The sequence below is a fragment of the Yimella sp. RIT 621 genome (assembly GCF_004146205.1).
Classification (GTDB): Bacteria; Actinomycetota; Actinomycetes; order Actinomycetales; family Dermatophilaceae; genus Yimella; species Yimella lutea.
The window spans coordinates 118,234-134,492 of the sequence record NZ_SEIP01000001.1; the positions used below are offsets into that span (position 1 = coordinate 118,234).

General features: G+C 67.3%; 17 protein-coding genes. 6 read left to right on the forward strand and 11 right to left on the reverse strand.

From position 1 onward, the window contains the following. Positions 1-179 precede the first annotated feature (179 nt). From ruvB to EU513_RS00620, 5 genes are all read right to left on the reverse strand, one after another. Positions 180-1,268 (reverse strand): Holliday junction branch migration DNA helicase RuvB, encoded by a 1,089-nt coding sequence (ruvB, locus tag EU513_RS00600; protein WP_129623926.1) that lies wholly within the window; start codon positions 1,266-1,268, stop codon positions 180-182. After that, a complete protein-coding gene (gene ruvA / locus EU513_RS00605) occupies positions 1,265-1,870 on the reverse strand; it encodes a Holliday junction branch migration protein RuvA (RefSeq protein WP_129623927.1) in 606 nt (201 codons plus the stop codon). Before ruvA ends, ruvB begins: the two co-directional genes overlap by 4 nt. Next, positions 1,867-2,433: a crossover junction endodeoxyribonuclease RuvC gene (gene ruvC, locus EU513_RS00610; protein WP_129623928.1), complete on the reverse strand. Its 567-nt coding sequence runs from the start codon at positions 2,431-2,433 to the stop codon at positions 1,867-1,869. The genes ruvA and ruvC overlap by 4 nt, the downstream gene beginning before the upstream one ends. 491 nt (positions 2,434-2,924) lie before the next feature. Then, positions 2,925-3,683, reverse strand: a complete 759-nt coding sequence (locus EU513_RS00615) for a YebC/PmpR family DNA-binding transcriptional regulator (protein WP_129623929.1) — start codon at positions 3,681-3,683, stop codon at positions 2,925-2,927. A gap of 72 nt (positions 3,684-3,755) precedes the next feature. Then, on the reverse strand, positions 3,756-5,030 hold the full coding sequence (locus tag EU513_RS00620; protein ID WP_168990081.1) for a CdaR family transcriptional regulator: 1,275 nt from the start codon (positions 5,028-5,030) through the stop codon (positions 3,756-3,758). 151 nt (positions 5,031-5,181) lie between these two features. Between EU513_RS00620 and EU513_RS00625 the strand changes: the two genes are divergently transcribed. From EU513_RS00625 to EU513_RS00645, 5 genes are read left to right on the forward strand one after another with little or no spacing between them, the layout of a single operon-like run. Beyond that, a complete protein-coding gene (locus EU513_RS00625; protein WP_239701940.1) occupies positions 5,182-6,087 on the forward strand; it encodes an ABC transporter ATP-binding protein in 906 nt (301 codons plus the stop codon). Next, positions 6,080-6,784, forward strand: a complete 705-nt coding sequence (locus EU513_RS00630; protein ID WP_129623932.1) for an ABC transporter ATP-binding protein — start codon at positions 6,080-6,082, stop codon at positions 6,782-6,784. Before EU513_RS00625 ends, EU513_RS00630 begins: the two co-directional genes overlap by 8 nt. Positions 6,785-6,797: 13 nt before the next feature. Next, positions 6,798-7,676, forward strand: a complete 879-nt coding sequence (locus EU513_RS00635; RefSeq protein ID WP_129623933.1) for a branched-chain amino acid ABC transporter permease — start codon at positions 6,798-6,800, stop codon at positions 7,674-7,676. A 1-nt stretch (position 7,677) separates the two neighbouring features. Further along, a complete protein-coding gene (locus tag EU513_RS00640) occupies positions 7,678-8,895 on the forward strand; it encodes a branched-chain amino acid ABC transporter permease (protein WP_129623934.1) in 1,218 nt (405 codons plus the stop codon). Further along, positions 8,892-10,241 carry an ABC transporter substrate-binding protein gene (locus tag EU513_RS00645; protein WP_239701942.1) on the forward strand — a complete coding sequence of 450 codons (1,350 nt, stop codon included), beginning with the start codon at positions 8,892-8,894 and terminating at the stop codon, positions 10,239-10,241. Before EU513_RS00640 ends, EU513_RS00645 begins: the two co-directional genes overlap by 4 nt. Here the strand turns inward: EU513_RS00645 and pdxT are convergent. Beyond that, positions 10,225-10,947, reverse strand: coding sequence for a pyridoxal 5'-phosphate synthase glutaminase subunit PdxT (gene pdxT, locus EU513_RS00650; RefSeq protein ID WP_240795856.1), 723 nt, complete (start codon positions 10,945-10,947; stop codon positions 10,225-10,227). The genes EU513_RS00645 and pdxT overlap by 17 nt on opposite strands. 17 nt (positions 10,948-10,964) lie before the next feature. Between pdxT and EU513_RS00655 the strand changes: the two genes are divergently transcribed. Then, positions 10,965-11,927 (forward strand): GNAT family N-acetyltransferase, encoded by a 963-nt coding sequence (locus EU513_RS00655; protein WP_240795857.1) that lies wholly within the window; start codon positions 10,965-10,967, stop codon positions 11,925-11,927. 2 nt (positions 11,928-11,929) lie between these two features. Here the strand turns inward: EU513_RS00655 and pdxS are convergent, their stop codons facing one another. The 5 genes from pdxS to pgsA form a co-directional block, all read right to left on the reverse strand. Continuing rightward, positions 11,930-12,844 (reverse strand): pyridoxal 5'-phosphate synthase lyase subunit PdxS, encoded by a 915-nt coding sequence (pdxS, locus tag EU513_RS00660; RefSeq protein ID WP_129623936.1) that lies wholly within the window; start codon positions 12,842-12,844, stop codon positions 11,930-11,932. A gap of 118 nt (positions 12,845-12,962) precedes the next feature. Then, positions 12,963-13,541 (reverse strand): hypothetical protein, encoded by a 579-nt coding sequence (locus EU513_RS00665; RefSeq protein ID WP_129623937.1) that lies wholly within the window; start codon positions 13,539-13,541, stop codon positions 12,963-12,965. Continuing rightward, complete coding sequence (locus tag EU513_RS00670) at positions 13,541-14,713, reverse strand: glycosyltransferase family 4 protein (protein WP_129623938.1); 1,173 nt, start codon at positions 14,711-14,713, stop codon at positions 13,541-13,543. The genes EU513_RS00665 and EU513_RS00670 overlap by 1 nt, the downstream gene beginning before the upstream one ends. Further along, a complete protein-coding gene (locus EU513_RS00675) occupies positions 14,710-15,636 on the reverse strand; it encodes a phosphatidylinositol mannoside acyltransferase (RefSeq protein WP_129623939.1) in 927 nt (308 codons plus the stop codon). Before EU513_RS00675 ends, EU513_RS00670 begins: the two co-directional genes overlap by 4 nt. Continuing rightward, positions 15,633-16,259, reverse strand: a complete 627-nt coding sequence (gene pgsA, locus EU513_RS00680) for a phosphatidylinositol phosphate synthase (protein ID WP_129623940.1) — start codon at positions 16,257-16,259, stop codon at positions 15,633-15,635. The genes EU513_RS00675 and pgsA overlap by 4 nt, the downstream gene beginning before the upstream one ends.

The following is a 16,259-nucleotide window of genomic DNA, read 5'->3' on the forward strand; positions in this document are numbered from 1 at the left end:
GAGTGGTGCTCCCTGCGATCGATAGATGTGGCGACGGCCCGGACGGTTGTGCTTCGCCGGTGCGATCGGACGCGTACGCCGACGGGTGAGTCTAAGTCAGGTGTGCGGCTGCCCCAACTTCGGGTGTGAGGCGTGTCATGCCCGAGTTCGAGCAATACCCGGCGGATGGATCGGAATGTTCAGTCCGAGAAACGACCTTCACCCTCAGGCAACGACAACTGCGTCGCCCACGTTCCGGCATCCTTGGGCGGCGTCAGCCCGAGGTGCGCCCACGCCTGCGCCGTCGCGGCACGTCCGCGCGGTGTGCGCAACAGATATCCCTCACGCACCAGGTACGGCTCGGCGACCGTCTCGACGGTGTCGGGTTCCTCGCCGACGGCCACCGCGAGGGTCGTGAGCCCGACCGGTCCCCCGCCGAACCGCTTGCACAACGTCTCCAGGACGCCGCGGTCGAGCCGGTCAAGGCCCTTCTCGTCGACGTCGAACAGCTTCAACGCAGCCATGGCGGACGGTTGATCGACGACCTCGCTGCCATGGATCTGCGCATAGTCGCGCACCCGCCGCAGCAACCGGTTGGCGATACGGGGTGTGCCGCGGGAGCGTCCGGCGATCTCGGCGATGCCCTGCCGGGTGGCGTCGACCCCGAGCAGACCGGCACTGCGGTGCAGGATGGCCGCGAGATCCTCGGGTGTGTAGAAGTCCAGGTGTCCGGTGAAGCCGAAGCGGTCTCGCAACGGGGCCGGCAGCAGACCGGCCCGGGTGGTCGCACCGACCACCGTGAACGGCGGCAGTTCGAGCGGGATCGCCGTTGCGCCAGGGCCCTTGCCGACGATGACATCGACGCGGAAGTCCTCCATCGCCAGGTACAACATCTCCTCGGCCGCACGGGCCATACGGTGGATCTCGTCGAGGAAGAGCACCTCGCCCTCGGCCAGCGAGGACAGGATCGCCGCCAGGTCACCGGCGTGCTGGATGGCGGGGCCGCTGGTGATGCGGATCGGCTGCTCGAGTTCGGCGGCGATGATCATCGCCAGGCTGGTCTTGCCGAGGCCGGGCGGACCGGACAGCAGGACGTGGTCGGGCGTCGTGCCGCGACGCTTCGCCGCCGCGAGCACGAGTCCGAGTTGCTCGCTGACCCGTGGCTGGCCGGGGAACTCCGCCAACCGCCTCGGACGCAGTGCCGCCTCGAAGTGGCGTTCATCGGGTGCGACGCCGGGGTCGACGATGCGGGCGCCGGCCTCGTAGGAGGAGTCGTCGTACTCGCTCATCGGCCCAGGCTACGAAGGGTCACTCGCAGCAGTTGCGAGACATCCGTGGGGGCGTCGTCGGCCTTGGTGACCTTGGCGACGGCGTCCTGCGCCTGTTTGGTGGACCAGCCGAGGCCGACGAGCGCATCGACGACCTGTTGTTGCGTCTCGTCGGCGGCAGGCACCTGCGGCTGCGGCAACGAGGAAGATCCGCCGCCGGTGAGGGCACCGACCTTGTCCTTGAGTTCCAGCACGATGCGCTCGGCGCCCTTCTTGCCGATACCGGGCACCTTCATCAGCGTGGGCACATCCCCACCGGCGATCGCCCCGCGTAGGGCATCCGGTGCGTGCACGGCGAGCATCGCCAGTGCGAGCCGGGGACCGACGCCGCTGACGGTCTGGACCAGTTCGAACAGCTTGCGTTCGGAGTCGTCGCCGAACCCGTACAACGTCAGGGAGTCCTCGCGCACGACCAGCGTGGTGAAGAAGGTCGCTTCGGTGCCGACGCGCGCTGACGCTGCATGCGCGGGCGTGGTGTGAACGAGCAGGCCCACTCCCCCGACCTCGACGACGACATTGTCGAGACCGGCACTCAACACGCTGCCGCGGATGGAAGAAATCATCGCGCGTACCTGTTTGACGCCCGGACCAACGGAGCCTCTTTCGGTCGTGAGTTTCGTTGTGCAGCAGCGGCGTTCGCAATGCGTGCCTGCGCACCCCCGCGCCAGACATGGCAGATCGCGAGAGCGAGTGCGTCCGCGGCGTCCGCCGGTTTGGGCGCGACCTCGAGCCGCAGGATACGGGTCACCATCGAAGTGACCTGGGCCTTGTCGGCCCGGCCGTTGCCGGTGACGGACGCCTTCACCTCACTGGGTGTGTGCATCACCAACGGCAACCCGCGACGCGCGGCGGCGAGCATCGGCACGGCGGACGCCTGCGCGGTGCCCATGATCCCTTTGATGTTCGCCTTGGCGAAGACCCGCTCGACCGCGACCACGTCCGGTTCGTAGTCGGACAACCACTGGTCGAGTTCGGTCTGCAGGGTGAGCAGTCGCTCGGCCGGGTCGTCGCCGACGGGCGTACGGATCACGCCGACGCCCACGAGCCGCACCGGTTGCCCGATGCCGCCGTCGACCACTCCGATGCCGCACCGGGTCAGCCCCGGGTCGACGCCGAGTACACGCACAGTCCACTCCTCGCACAAATGTTCGGTTCCAGGAACGTTAACCCGTACCGGCGGGGCGATTCACGCAGGCGCGCCGGACTGGGATGAGCCGGGTGCATCGACATCGAGCACGAGCGCCGCATGATCGGTGTGCCCCTCGATCCGCGGTGTCTGATCGCGGTCGCATCGCCGGACGACGGAGCCTTCGGTGACGAACGCGTGGTCGTATCGGCAGCCGAGTCCGGTGTGATCACGGCCGACGACATGACCGAGTACCCAGCCTGGCGGCAGACGGCCTCGATCAACCGTGACCCCTCGCCGCCGCCGATCTCGGTCAGCACCCACACGTCTTCTGCGCGCGGCCACAGCCAGTGCAGGAGCGCCTGCGCCTTCACGCGCGACGGATTGGAGAGATTCAGGGTCAGCAGTCCGGGCACCGACCCATCATCGAGGAAGAAACGACTCGACCCGGCGGAGCGAGTCTGCCGGGTCGAGTTCGAGGTGGAACGGGATCAGTCCTCGGCGTCGAGTTCGGCGAGCACCTCGTCCGACACGTCACCGTTGGCGAACACGTTCTGCACGTCGTCGGAGTCCTCGAGCGCCTCGATGACGCGGAACATCTTCTTGGCGCCTTCTTTGTCGAGCGGCACCTCGACGGTCGGCAGCCAGGACGACTCGGCGGAGTCATAGTCGACACCGGCCGCTTGCAGCGCCTCACGCACGGCAACGAAATCGCTTGCCTCGGAGACGATCTCGAACGATTCGCCGTGGTCGTTGATCTCCTCGGCGCCGGCGTCGAGCACGATCTCGAGCAGGTCGTCCTCGGTGTTGTCGCCCTTCGGGACGATGACGACACCCTTGCGATGGAACTGGAAGGCGACCGAGCCGGAGTCGGCCATCGAGCCGCCGTTCTTCTGCAGCGCGGTGCGCACCTCAGCCACGGCGCGGTTCTTGTTGTCGGTCAGGCACTCGATGAGCAGCGCGACTCCCCCGGGTGCGTAACCCTCGTACATCAGGCTCATGTACTCGGCGGCGCCCGCCTCGGCGCCCGAACCACGCTTGACGGCGCGGTCGATGTTGTCGTTGGGCACCGACGACTTCTTGGCCTTCTGGATCGCGTCGTACAGCGTGGGGTTACCGGCGGGGTCACCGCCGCCCTGACGCGCGGCCACCTCGATGTTCTTGATGAGCTTTGCGAAGAGCTTGCCCCGCTTGGCGTCGATCGCAGCCTTCTTGTGCTTGGTCGTCGCCCATTTGGAGTGACCGCTCATGTCTCCCTCTACACACTCGTACGTTCGCTTCGGCCCACAGGCCGTCGGCCATCCTAATTGACCGGACGGGCGTCAGGCGCCGACGGACGACGGCGCGCTCTCCCCGTCTCCTCCGGCGCGCAAGGCGATGATGGCCAGCGACAGCATCAACCGATCCCGCGGCTGCGTCAGCGAGCGCCCGGTGAGGTTCTCGATCTGCTTGAGGCGGTAGATGACGGTGTTGCGGTGACAGAACAGTTCCTGGGCGGCGTGGGTCGGTGAGCCCCCGTGCCGCAGCAACGCGCCGAGGGTTTCCAGCAACATCTGGCGCGTCGAGTCGGACTGCTGGTTCAGACGCCCGAGCGTCTCCTGGACCAGGAGCACGGTTGCCTCCGGGCTACCGGTGAGCAGAATCTCCGGCAGACGATCCCGGACGTCGACCACCTCGCGACTGCCACGGGGCAGCGAGGACGCGGCCCGCGAGGCCAGCTGTCGCGCGACCGCGAAACCCTTCAGACCGTCGCTGCACAGCGCGACGGCGGCCCGCCCCCGCGCCGCAACTTGGAGATGGTCGATGACCGGCGCCGGGTCACGACCGGCGAGGTCGATCAGCCCCACGGTCTGCGCGCCGAGTTGGAGCCAGTGCGACTGGACCCCGATCTGCTCCAGGCGTTCCTCGGCCCACCGGGTGGGCTGATCGGCCTCGTCGTCGTTGATGCAGCTGATCGCGAGCAGGTCCTCGTCGATACCGACGCTCAGTACCTGGCGGGCCTCCGAGGCGAAGTCAGGCTCGGACCCACGTCCCTGGACCAGCCCGTCCAGCACGGTGAGCTGGCGTTGCAGGTCCCGCCGTTGCAGCAGCGCTTCCTCGCGACGGTAGGACTCGCAGGCGGTTGCGTTCTGCACGTCGAGCGCGCTCCACAACTGTTGTCCCATCAGGATGAGCGTCTCCGCGCTCACCTCGCGCACGGTGCCGGAACCCTGGAGCAGCACGGTCTCCCACAGGGCTCTCGCGCCGTAGCTGTAGGCGTTCAACACTTGTTCCAGTGGCACGCCCTGTTGTGCGCGCCGGCGCCCGGTTTCGCGCCAGACGTGGATCGCGCGATCGTCCGGGGCTGCCAGGCCGGCCATCGTGAGCAATCCGGCCCGGACGTGGCGGCGGGTGCTGGTGCGAACCTCCTCACGCAGTTCGCTGGTCACCTGCTGGTAATAGGCCTCGTCGCGCCCGAACAGTTCGAGAGTGATCGCGTCCGCGATGATCTCGGCGTCGTCGAGCATGCTCGCCCACGCACGTCGGATCGCCTCCCGCTGGGCGGCGGGAATCTCGTGCCGGGAGGTCGACGGACTCGACTCGGTGGGCGCGGCCATGGGCCGAGAATGACACCGGCGCACAAAAAGCGCTAGAGGCAGATCCCCAGGATGATCGCCTGCACCACAGATATTGTGCGCTGCGCCCATACCCCTTCTTGTGCGTAGCGTCCAAAGTTGGGTCACCCGCACTTCCACCCCAGGAGTCAAAGTGAGCGCATCTGCACCAGACGGTGCACCGGACCGCGCAGCCCTCGCCTCGCCCACGACCATGCTCACGCTGCAGGACATCACCGTTCGCTTCGGCGGCATCGTCGCGCTCGACAGCGTCGGTCTCGAGGTCCGTCCGAGCGAGGTCCACGGCGTGATCGGTCCGAACGGCGCCGGCAAGACCACGTTGTTCAACGTCGCCTGCGGCTTCGTACAACCGTCCTCCGGCACGATCACCTGGAAGGGCGAGCAGCTCAACGGCCTGCGGCCCCACCACCTGGCCCGCCACGGCATCGCCCGCACCCTGCAGGGTCTCGGCCTGTTCGACGGCATCAGCGTGCTTGAGAACGTGATGGTCGGAGCCGACCGTCACGGCCGGGCCGGATTCTGGTCGGGTCTGCTGGCGATCCCACGCAGCACCGGCGACGAGAAGGCACTGCGCGAGCGCAGCCTCGAAGTGCTGCGTGAACTCGACATCGAGGGATACGCCGACCGTTCACCGGCCAGCCTCCCCTACCCGATCCGCAAGCGTGTCGCCCTGGCACGCGCCCTGGTCAGCGAGCCGGAGTTGCTGCTGCTGGACGAGCCGGCGTCCGGCCTGTCCGAGTCGGAGATGACCGAGCTCGGCGACATCATCCTCGGGCTGTCCGACCGGGTGTCGGTGATGCTCGTGGAGCACCACATGGATCTGGTCATGCGGGTGTGCAGCCGGATCACCGTGCTCGACTTCGGCCGAGTCATCGCCCGCGGCACACCGGACGAGGTCCGGGAGGACCCGGCCGTCCTCGCCGCCTACCTCGGCAACGAGGTGACCCACGACGACGGTGAGATCGACGACGACGCCGACGACCGCGACCCGAACCGTTCCCTCGACCGTGACGACGCGAACGGAGACCGACGTGCTTGAGGTCTCGGAACTCTCTGCCTCCTACGGACCGGTGAAGGCCCTGCAGGGCGTCTCCTTCGAGGTGCCCGACCGCACGATCACCGCCGTGCTGGGCGCCAACGGCGCCGGCAAGACCACACTGCTGCGCACCGTGTCCGGCCTGATCCGTCCGCAGTCCGGCACGGTGACCCTCGACGGCGCTGACATCACGCACGCGGCACCCGAACGCATGTCCCGCCTCGGCCTCACCCACGTCCCCGAGGGCCGCGGAGTGATCACCGAACTCACCGTGACCGAGAATCTCCGGCTGGGTGAACTGGGACGCGCCAGGAACGGTGACCCCGTCTCCATGGATCGCGTCTGGGAGATGTTCCCCAAGCTCGCCGACCGGCGCTCGGCCTTCGCCGGGACGCTGTCCGGTGGCGAGCGCCAGATGCTGGTCATCGCGCGAGCGCTGATGGCCACCCCGAAGGTGCTGCTGCTGGACGAACCCTCGCTCGGCCTTGCGCCGCGCATCGTGGCGCAGATCTTCGACCTGGTGCGCACGCTCGTCGACGAACAGGGCCTGTCGGTCCTGTTGGTCGAGCAGAACGCGCGCAGCGCGCTGTCCATTGCCGACCTCGGCGTCGTCCTCAACCTCGGCAAGGTCGTCACGACCCAGGAGGCGCACGCCCTCGCGGCGGACGAGGGTCTACGCCACGCCTACCTCGGGTTCTGAGAAGGGAACCGTCGTGCAACAGTTCGTCACAACCATCCTCAACGGCATCACCATGGGTGCCGTGTACTCGGCGTTCGCGCTGGCACTGGTGCTCATCTGGCGCTCCACCCGTATCGTCAACTTCGCGCAGGCACCGATGGCCATGGTCACCACCTACGTCGCGATGAACCTCATCGAACGCGGGATGAACTACTGGATCGCCTTCATCGCGGCGCTGGTCGCGGGCTTCCTGCTCGGCGCGTTCGTCGAACGAGTGATCGTCCGCCCGGTCGAAGGCAAGTCCGACATCAACGCGGTGATCCTGACCCTCGGTCTGTTCATCGTGCTGCACTCGGCGGCGGCGCTCATCTTCGGCAGCGACTACAAGTCCTTCCCGGCGGCCTTCGGAGTCCGCGGCATCACCGTGGGCGGCACGAACCTGGCGATCACCCCGTTCGGCATCTTCACCATCCTCGCGGTGTTCGCGGTGATGCTGTTACTGCTCGTGCTCTTCCAGAAGACCGACATCGGTCTGCAGATGCGCGCCTCCGCGTTCAACCCCGAGGTGGCCCGCCTGCTGGGCGTCCGGGTGAGCACGATGCTGACGCTCGGCTGGGCGCTCGCCGCACTGGTCGGTTCACTGTCCGGCCTGCTCATCGCGGGAGGCAACCTGGTGCACCCCGGCTACATGGACTCGGTCGTCGTCTTCGGCTTCGTGGCGGCTGTGATCGGTGGCCTCGACAGTCCGTTCGGTGCCGTCGCCGGCGGCATGATCATCGGGCTCAGCCTCAGCCTCGTCTCCGGATACCTAGGCTCCGGGCTGGTCTCCTTCGCCGCCCTCGTCATCCTGGTCCTGGTCCTGCTCGTGCGGCCCGGCGGCTTGTTCTCCCACACCTCCGAGCGGAAGGTCTGACATGCGTTCCGCAGTGACAACCGTCCGGGGCAACCCCCTGCTCCGGCACCTGCTCCTCGGCCTGCTGGCCGCGGCCCTCGTCATCCTCGTCATGGAATCGGTCGACCCGTTCCGGCAGGGACAGCTGGCGATGATGGCGTACTACGCCATAGCGGCCGGCGGTCTGACGATCCTCACCGGCCTGAACGGTCAACTCTCCCTGGGTCACGGCGCGTTCATGGCGATCGGCGCGTACACCACGGCCTTGTTGCTGCAGGATCGCGAAGGCGCCCTGCCGACGCTGTTGATCATCGCGCTCTCGGCACTGGCCGCCACCGTGATCGGCGCCGTGGTGGGGGTCGCCGCTGCTCGTCTGCACGGTCCGTACATCGCCGGTGCCACGCTCGCACTCGCCGTTGCCGTGCCCGCTCTGGCGCTGCATTTCTCCGAGACGCTCGGCGGTGAACAGGGCCTCAGCGTGATGGTGCCCGAGGTACCGAAACTCGCCGACGACGCGCTGTACTTCCTGACCGGCACGGAGACCACACCCTCGGAATGGGTCGCGTACTCGGGGTGGTTCCTGCTGATCTTCGTCTACATCCTGCTGGCGAACCTCTCCTCCAGCCGGGTCGGACGACGCTGGCGTGCAGTGCGTGACGACGAGGTCGCCGCGTCCCTGGCCGGGATCAACCTCGGCCGCGATCGGGTCATCGCGTTCGTCGTCAGTGCGGCGTGCGCCGGAATCGCGGGCGCTCTGCTCGCCCTCGCCAACCGGCTGGCGGCTCCCGGATCGTTCTCGTTGACACTGTCGCTCACCCTGCTCAGCGCGGTCGTGCTCGGCGGGCTGGGCAGTCTGACAGGAGCCCTGCTCGGTTCCGGATTGCTGGCCCTGCTGCCCAACTTCGCGACGAACGCGGGCACTTCGGCCGGTCTGACCGACATCCAGGCGGCTCAGCTCGCACCGCTGATCATCGGTCTGACCACGATGTTGGTCATTCTGCTCATGCCCGGCGGAATCGTCGGCGGCATCAGGAAACTGTGGGCTCGACGTCCGGGTCGTGGCGGTGGTCCCGGCGCAGCCGCGGACACCCCGACCGTGGAAGCCGACTCGGCCCACCCCCAGGACACCGGGAAGCACTCATCAGCTCCCGGAGCGGCGCCGGCCTCCCGCGCACCGCACACCGCAACACCCACCACTGACCTCGCCCGCGAGGAACAACCGCCGAGGAGGCACCAATGATGAGAAGGTCCAAGAAGGGCACGGTCGTCGTGAGCATGGCGCTCAGCACCGTTCTGCTCGCCGCTTGCGGCGCAGGCGGCCGCGACGACAAGGCTTCCGAGGACGGCGGGTCCGCCGGTTCCACGACCGGCGTCACCGACACCACGGTCAAGATCGGTGCGCACTACCCGCTCACCGGCGTCGCCGCACCCGGCTACAGCGAGATTCCGTCGGGCGCGAAGGCGTACTTCGACTACGTCAACTCCAAGGGCGGCATTCACGGGCGCAAGATCCAGTACGTCGTCAAGGACGACGGGTACATCCCCACCAACACCACACAGGCCGTCAACGAGCTGGTGCAGAAGGACCAGGTCTTCGCAGTCGTCGGTGGTCTCGGCACCCCCACCCACTCCGCGGTCGTCGACTTCCTCAACAGTGAGAAGGTGCCCGACCTGTTCGTCTCCTCGGGGTCGATCAAGTGGGGTGACGACCCGAAGAAGCGCCCGATGACGTTCGGCTGGCAGCCGGACTACGAGATCGAGGGCAAGATCATCGGGAAGTACATCAAGGAGAAGATGCCGAACGCCAAGATCGGCCTCTACCTCCAGGACGACGATCTCGGCGCCGACGGGGCCAAGGGCCTGAAGCAGTTCGCCGGTGGGCAGGTCGTCAAGGAGGTCAAGTACACGACGGGTAACACGGACGTCGCGCCGCAGATCGCCGCGCTGCAAGCGTCCAAGGCCGACCTCATCGTGGGCTTCAACGTCCCGTCCTACACCGCCCTCAGCCAGCTCACCGCGATGAAGCTGAACTACAAGCCGAAGTGGTTCTACACCAATGTCGGATCCGACCCGAAGCTCGTCGGGGAGTTGCTCGCGAAATTCTCCAAGGGCAGCGTGAAGAACGGCAGCTCGGCTCTCGACGGCATCATGACGACCGAGTACATCCCGGGTGTCGACTCGGCCGACGACCCGTGGGTCAAGCTGTGGCAGAAGGTCTGGAAGGAGTCCGGCGGCAAGGGCGAACTGACCAACTACCGCATCTACGGCATGTCCCAGGCGTACGCGTTCGTCTCGGCGCTGCAGGCCTCGGGCAAGAAGTTGACCCGTGAAGGCATCATCAAGGCGATCGAGCAGAACGGCGCGAAGTGGAAGGGCCCGCAGAAGCTGCCCTTCCGTTACTCGGCCGACAGCCACCTCGGTATCTCCGGTGTCGAGGTCGTCGAGATCCAGAACGGCATCGGCAAGGGTCTGCAGTCTCCGATGGTCACCGACCTGGGTGACGCGGCGATCAAGCCGGACGCCGGGACGGCCGCTCAGGCGCCGAACGCGTCCGGTCTGCCGGACGACATCAAGGCCACCGAGTGATCTCGCTGTCCTGATCGTCGATCAGTTCAGGAATGCCGCGGACGTTCGTCCGCGGCATTCCTGCGTCCGGCCTCAGGTGTGCCCGGACCATGTCGGCGAAGTAGGCGTGCACGCGGTGGTCACCGGTGACCTCAGGATGGAACGAGGTGGCGAGCAGGTTGCCCTGGCGCACCGCGACCGCTCGCCCCGACGCCGCACCATGACCCTGCGGGACCCGGGCGAGAACCTTCACGGCGTCGTCCGTGGCTTCGACCCATGGCGCTCGGATGAACACGGCGTGCACCGGGATGTCACCGAGCGCAGGCATTGGCAGGTCGCACTCGAACGAGTCCACTTGTCGGCCGAAAGCGTTGCGGCGCACCGTGATCGCCATACCGCCGAGAGTCTCCTGGTCAGCGGTGCCACCGACGATCGAGTCAGCCAGCAGGATCATCCCGGCACACGATCCGTAGACCGGCATCCCCTGTGCTACGCGCTCGCGGATCGGATTCCGCAGGTCGAAGATGCGCAGCAGCTTGTCGATCGTCGTCGACTCGCCACCGGGCAGCACAAGACCGTCGACTGCGTCGAGTTCGGCGGGCCGTCGCACCGCGACCGTGGCGACTCCCGCTGTGCGCAGGGCGTGCAGGTGTTCACGGACATCGCCCTGCAGAGCCAGGACGCCGACGGTAACCTGCCGAGCATCCGGCACCGATGCAGCGGTCACTTGGTTAGCCTCCTGTGGTGTCCGTGATCATCCGTCCTCGCCTCGAGTCGGACCTGCCGCAGCTGGTCGAGCAGCTGCGCGCCCAGCAACCGGTCTCCGAGTACCCCCTGCGCTGGCCACTGCCGTTGCCCCCTGAGCAGTTCATCGTCCGCGACACCGAGTTGGTTGCCTTCGTCGCGCAGATCGACGATCGGGTCGTGGGCCACGTGTCTGTCACCCGGGTGAGCGACGACCCGGACGGGGCGTTCTGGTCGCGCGGAACCGGCCGGCCGATCCAAGCGCTGGGCTGTCTCTCGGTGCTTTTCGTCGGACCGGAGGCTGCCGGACTCGGGGTCGGTGGACGACTGATGGACACCGCTGTCGCCGAGATCCGTGCCCGAGGTCTGACTCCTGTACTCGACGTCACCCAGAGCAGGTCGAGCGCCACCGCGGTCTATCGACACCGGGGCTGGCGATTCCTCGGCCACAGCCGTCCCGACTGGTTGCCCGACTGGGCGCCTGATGTCCAGTTCTTCGCCCTCCCCGACGATATCGGTCGAATTCTGTTGTCCGGCACAGTCGTTCGAGGTCATGGGGTTGCCTCCGGCACCGGCCGCGACGCGAGACATCCGGGTGGAACGATCGCCGCCCAGACGCCCCACTTCACCTCGCGCGGCGTCGACCTCGCCGGGCTCGAGCCCGCCACGATCAATCTCTCGCTCGACGCTGCCACCGTGCAGATGGTCCGCCCGACCATCACGCTGGCGGGCCTCGCATGGACCGATCAGCATGACGCGGAGACCTTCTCGCTCGTTCGGTGTTCTGCACTGAACGGTGATCAGCGGTTCGGGGGCTACCTCTATTGGCCGCACCCGGAGACCAAACCCGATCATTTCCAACCGGATTCAGTCATCGAGTTGCTCATGCCGCGCATCACTGGTCTGACGTACGGCGACCGCCTGACGGTAGACCTGCCCGCCGGCGCCATCCGGATCAGCTAGGACTACCAGCCCCGTTCGGCCAATCGGTGCGGCGCCGGGATGTCATCGACATTGATGCCGACCATGGCTTCTCCGAGGCCGCGCGAGACCTTGGCGATCACGTCCGGGTCGTCATGGAAGGTGGTCGCCTCCACGATCGCGGCTGCGCGCTCGGCGGGATTGCCGCTCTTGAAGATTCCCGACCCGACGAAGACGCCTTCCGCGCCCAGTTGCATCATCATCGCGGCGTCGGCCGGGGTGGCGATGCCTCCGGCGGTGAACAGGACGACGGGCAGCTTGCTGAGCTCGGCCACCTCCTTGACCAGCTCGTACGGTGCCTGCAGTTCCTTGGCGGCGACGTACAGCTCGTCCTCGGGCAGGTTCTGCAACCGACGCAGCTCCTGGCGGATCTGACGCATGTGCGTGGTCGCGTTGGAGACGTCGCCGGTGCCGGCCTCACCCTTGGAGCGGATCATCGCCGCACCCTCGGTGATGCGGCGCAACGCCTCGCCGAGGTTGGTGGCGCCGCAGACGAAGGGGACGGTGAACTCCCACTTGTCGATGTGGTTGGCGTAGTCGGCCGGGGTAAGCACCTCGGACTCGTCGATGTAGTCGACGCCGAGGCTCTGCAGCACCTGCGCCTCGACGAAGTGACCGATCCGTGCTTTCGCCATGACCGGGATGGAGACAGCCTCGATGATTGCGTCGATCATGTCCGGGTCGCTCATCCGGGAGACACCGCCCTGGGCGCGAATGTCGGCGGGAACGCGCTCCAGCGCCATCACCGCCACGGCTCCCGCGTCCTCGGCGATCCTCGCCTGTTCGGGGGTGACGACATCCATGATCACGCCGCCCTTGAGCATCTCGGCCATGCCGCGTTTGACGCGAGCGGTGCCGGTGCGCGTGAAATCGGTGGTGTGGTCGGCGACCTGGGTCACGGCGGAACTCCTCGTTCGAACCTCGGTGGTGTTGCTTGAAGGCTAGACCCGTGCGGAGTCCACTTCGAGCCACATCGTCGGATATGGCACCTTGCTGCCAAGGCAGCGTCCAGACAGCTCAGAAGCTGTCGATGGCCGCAGGGTCGGAGTCGAAGTCGACGACCCGCGGCATGGTGGTGCGGCCGGCGAGCCGGAAGGCACGGACCGGCGGCTGTGCCCGCACCCGACGCACGGCGCGTACTGCGTCGTCGTGGAACGCACGAGCCAGGACGACACGCTGGCCCGCCTGCTGCACCCGCTGCGTCAACGCGTGCCCACCCTTGTGCGTCTCGATCTCGCGGACCGCGTCCGGCGTGAGCGTGAGCCGCAGCGTTTGGCTGAGCGCAGACTCGGCGGTGGCTCGTTCCCGGTCGATGCCGAAGTCACGCACCTCGTCGTGCACCTCGGCGTCGTCGGCGAAGTCGAGCGAGCCGGTGGCCGCTTGCGCGAGCAACATCGAACTTGCGGGATCGAGTACACCGGAGTGCGCGAGTTCCATGACCGCCTCGGCCCGGCGCACCAACTGGGCATCCAGTGCCGACACCGAACCCTCCAGCCTGGAGTGCAAGCGGTCCAACCGTGCCGCGGTGTAGGAGAGGTACCAGGCGACGAGCGCGAGGACCGCAACGACGAGCATGACCCAGAACCACACACGCATCAGCTCTCGCCTCTCCACCAACGGACCGGACGGACATCGGATCTGCCCATCCTTGCCGGAACAGTTGCTGCACAAACGGTTTCGTACACCGAGAAAACGTCGGACGCGACCCGCGACCAGTCGAAGCGACGCGCACGTCTGCTCCCCTGTGCCGCGAGTTGCAATCGGTCGGCCGCGTTGGCGAGGAGTTCGAGGACGACGTCCGCGAGTTCACCCGGCTGCTCGTTGGCGAACAACGCACCCGCCCAGCCGTCGTCGAGCACCGCGCGGAAGGCCCTGATGTCACTGGCGACCACGGCGGCGCCGGCACTCATCGCCTCGACCAGGATGATGCCGAAGCTCTCGCCGCCGGTGTTGGGCGCGATGTAGCAGTCGACCGACCGCAGGAACGACTGCTTGTCGGCGTCGCTGATGGGGCCGAGGAACTCGCAGGCGTCGATGACCTTGCGCGGGCGTCCCTCGAGAACCTGCTTGGGGTCGCCCGGCCCGGCGACGATGAGGCGTAGCCCAGGTCGCGCAGCCAGCAGCGCAGGCATGGCGTCGAGCAGCACGTGCAGGCCCTTGCGCGGCTCCTCGATGCGCCCGAGGAACGCCAGCGTCGGACGCTCGTCGGTGCCCTGCCAGGCCGGATTGACCGGGGCGTTCGCGAACTGGTCCACGTACACCCCGTTCGGGATGATGACCGCGTCCCCGCCGATGTGTTCGTGGACGAACCGGCGCGCTTCCGCCGACACCGCGATGCGTCCCATGAGCTTCTCCAGGCCCGGTTGGAGCATCGGGCCGACAGCCAGCAGAGCCCGTGACTTGGTGTTGCTGGTGTGGAAGGTCGCCACGATCGGTCCTTCGGCGGCCCACATCGCGAGCATGGAGACGCTCGGACTCACCGGCTCGTGGACGTGCAGCACGTCGAAGCGGCCGCGTTCGATCCAGCGGGTCACGCGGCTCGCCGTCACCGGGCCGAAGGTCAGCCGCGCAACCGAGCCGTTGTAGGGCACCGGAAGCGCACTGCCCGCGCTCACCACGTACGGCGGCAACGGTGTGTCGGGTTCGGACGGCGCGAGCACCTCGACGTAGTGACCGCGTCCGATGAGGTAATCGGCAAGATCGCGCACGTGCAACTGGACGCCGCCCGGCACGTCGAACGAGTACGGGCTGACCAGCCCGATTCTCATCGCCGCTCCTGCAGGCCGCTGTCGAAGTCGTCGAGGAAGATGCGCTGCATCATGTGCCAGTCCTCGGGGCGCTGCCTGATCACGTCCCCGAGCGCGTCCACGCATTGCTGGGTCATCGCACGCACCTGGTCGGACCGGTCGCCGTCCGGCACGATCACCCGGTCGCCGAAGTGCGCGACCACGCGTTGTGCCGCCCGACCCGGCACGGGTTCGTAGGTGAGCGCGAGCGGGAACAGTGCTGCGCCGGTGTCGAGGGCCAATCGCGCCGGGCCGGTGGCCGCCTTGATGCGGTGGCCGAGCAACCGCACCTCGACGCCGTTGGACGTCAGGTCTCGATCGGACAGAAGCGGGACGAACCCGCCGGCGTCGAGGGCATCGACCAGGCGTCCGTAGGTGTTGTCGCCCCCTGTCAGCGGAAGGATCGTCATGCCCAAGGACTCCCGGAAGGCCAAGAACTCCCCGAACAGTTCCTCGGGCTTGAGGCGTTCGGCGACGGTCGTGACGGGCGCGAAGTAGGTGGTCGACCAGGCTCCGGCGAGGTCCCAGTTGCCCATGTGGCCGAGGAACAGGATGATCGGCTCGCCGCGCCCGACGATCGCCCTGGCCTGCTCGTCCGCGCCGGTCAGCCGCATCCGCTCGGCGAGTTCCTCGGGCGAGTGCACCGAGAGCCGGAAGGCGTCGCACCAGTACCGCATATAGGAACGAATCCCGTTGCGCACCAATGCATCCAGCTCGCCATCGGACAGTTCGGGACGAACTCTGGCGTAGTTGGACCGCATCCGCTCGACCGACTTGCCGCCGCGCTTGTAGGTGGCGTCGGCGATACGTTCGAAGAGTCCGTAGGCCGCGGACTCGGGCAGTCTGCAGACGAGTTTCCAGGCCGTCCGGAACCCGGCGACCTGCAGCGAATCGGCGAAACTCACAGAGCTTTGCCGAGCGCCTGTTGACGCACGGTGAGCATCCGCTGCAGCACGGTGATGAAGCTAGCCAGCGCGAGCAGGCCGAGGACGACGCCCATGATCCAGGTTTCCCAGGGCCGCAGAAACCATCCGCACAGTCCGGTGGCAACCAGCACGACGACCAGCCGTTCGGCGCGTTCGGCGATGCCGACATTCGCGGTCATACCGAGGCCTTCGGCGCGTGCCTTGGCGTAGGAGACCACGCTGCCGAAGATCAGACAGGCGAGTGCGAGCCCGGCCAGCAGCATGTTGTGGCCCTGGTCGCCGGCGTAGTACAGGACGAGTGCTCCGAAGATGGCTGCGTCGCCGACCCGGTCGAGGGTCGAGTCGAGGTAGGCGCCCCAGACGCTGGAGCGACCGGACATGCGAGCCATGACACCGTCGATCGTGTCGCTGAACACGAACGCGGTGATGACCAGCGTCCCGATCAGGAATTCGTGACGCGGGTAGAACGCCAGCGCGCCGAAGCAGACGCCGAGGGTGCCGATGATCGTCACGACGTCGGGGCTGATCCCCATCTTGAGGAAGAGCTTGGCGACAGGGGTGAAGACCTTCGTGAAAAACGCCCGGGCGTACTTGTTCAGCAT

Bases quoted from the DNA above. Each gene is read 5' to 3' on its own strand.
- ruvB (WP_129623926.1), bottom strand. From the start codon at position 1,268: ATGAGCGAGTACGACGACTCCTCCTACGAGGCCGGCGCCCGCATCGTC.
- ruvA (WP_129623927.1), bottom strand. From the start codon at position 1,870: ATGATTTCTTCCATCCGCGGCAGCGTGTTGAGTGCCGGTCTCGACAAT.
- EU513_RS00615 (WP_129623929.1), bottom strand. From the start codon at position 3,683: ATGAGCGGTCACTCCAAATGGGCGACGACCAAGCACAAGAAGGCTGCG.
- EU513_RS00620 (WP_168990081.1), bottom strand. From the start codon at position 5,030: ATGGCCGCGCCCACCGAGTCGAGTCCGTCGACCTCCCGGCACGAGATT.
- EU513_RS00640 (WP_129623934.1), top strand. From the start codon at position 7,678: ATGCGTTCCGCAGTGACAACCGTCCGGGGCAACCCCCTGCTCCGGCAC.
- EU513_RS00645 (WP_239701942.1), top strand. From the start codon at position 8,892: ATGATGAGAAGGTCCAAGAAGGGCACGGTCGTCGTGAGCATGGCGCTC.
- EU513_RS00665 (WP_129623937.1), bottom strand. From the start codon at position 13,541: ATGCGTGTGTGGTTCTGGGTCATGCTCGTCGTTGCGGTCCTCGCGCTC.
- EU513_RS00670 (WP_129623938.1), bottom strand. From the start codon at position 14,713: ATGAGAATCGGGCTGGTCAGCCCGTACTCGTTCGACGTGCCGGGCGGC.
- pgsA (WP_129623940.1), bottom strand. From the start codon at position 16,259: ATGCTGAACAAGTACGCCCGGGCGTTTTTCACGAAGGTCTTCACCCCT.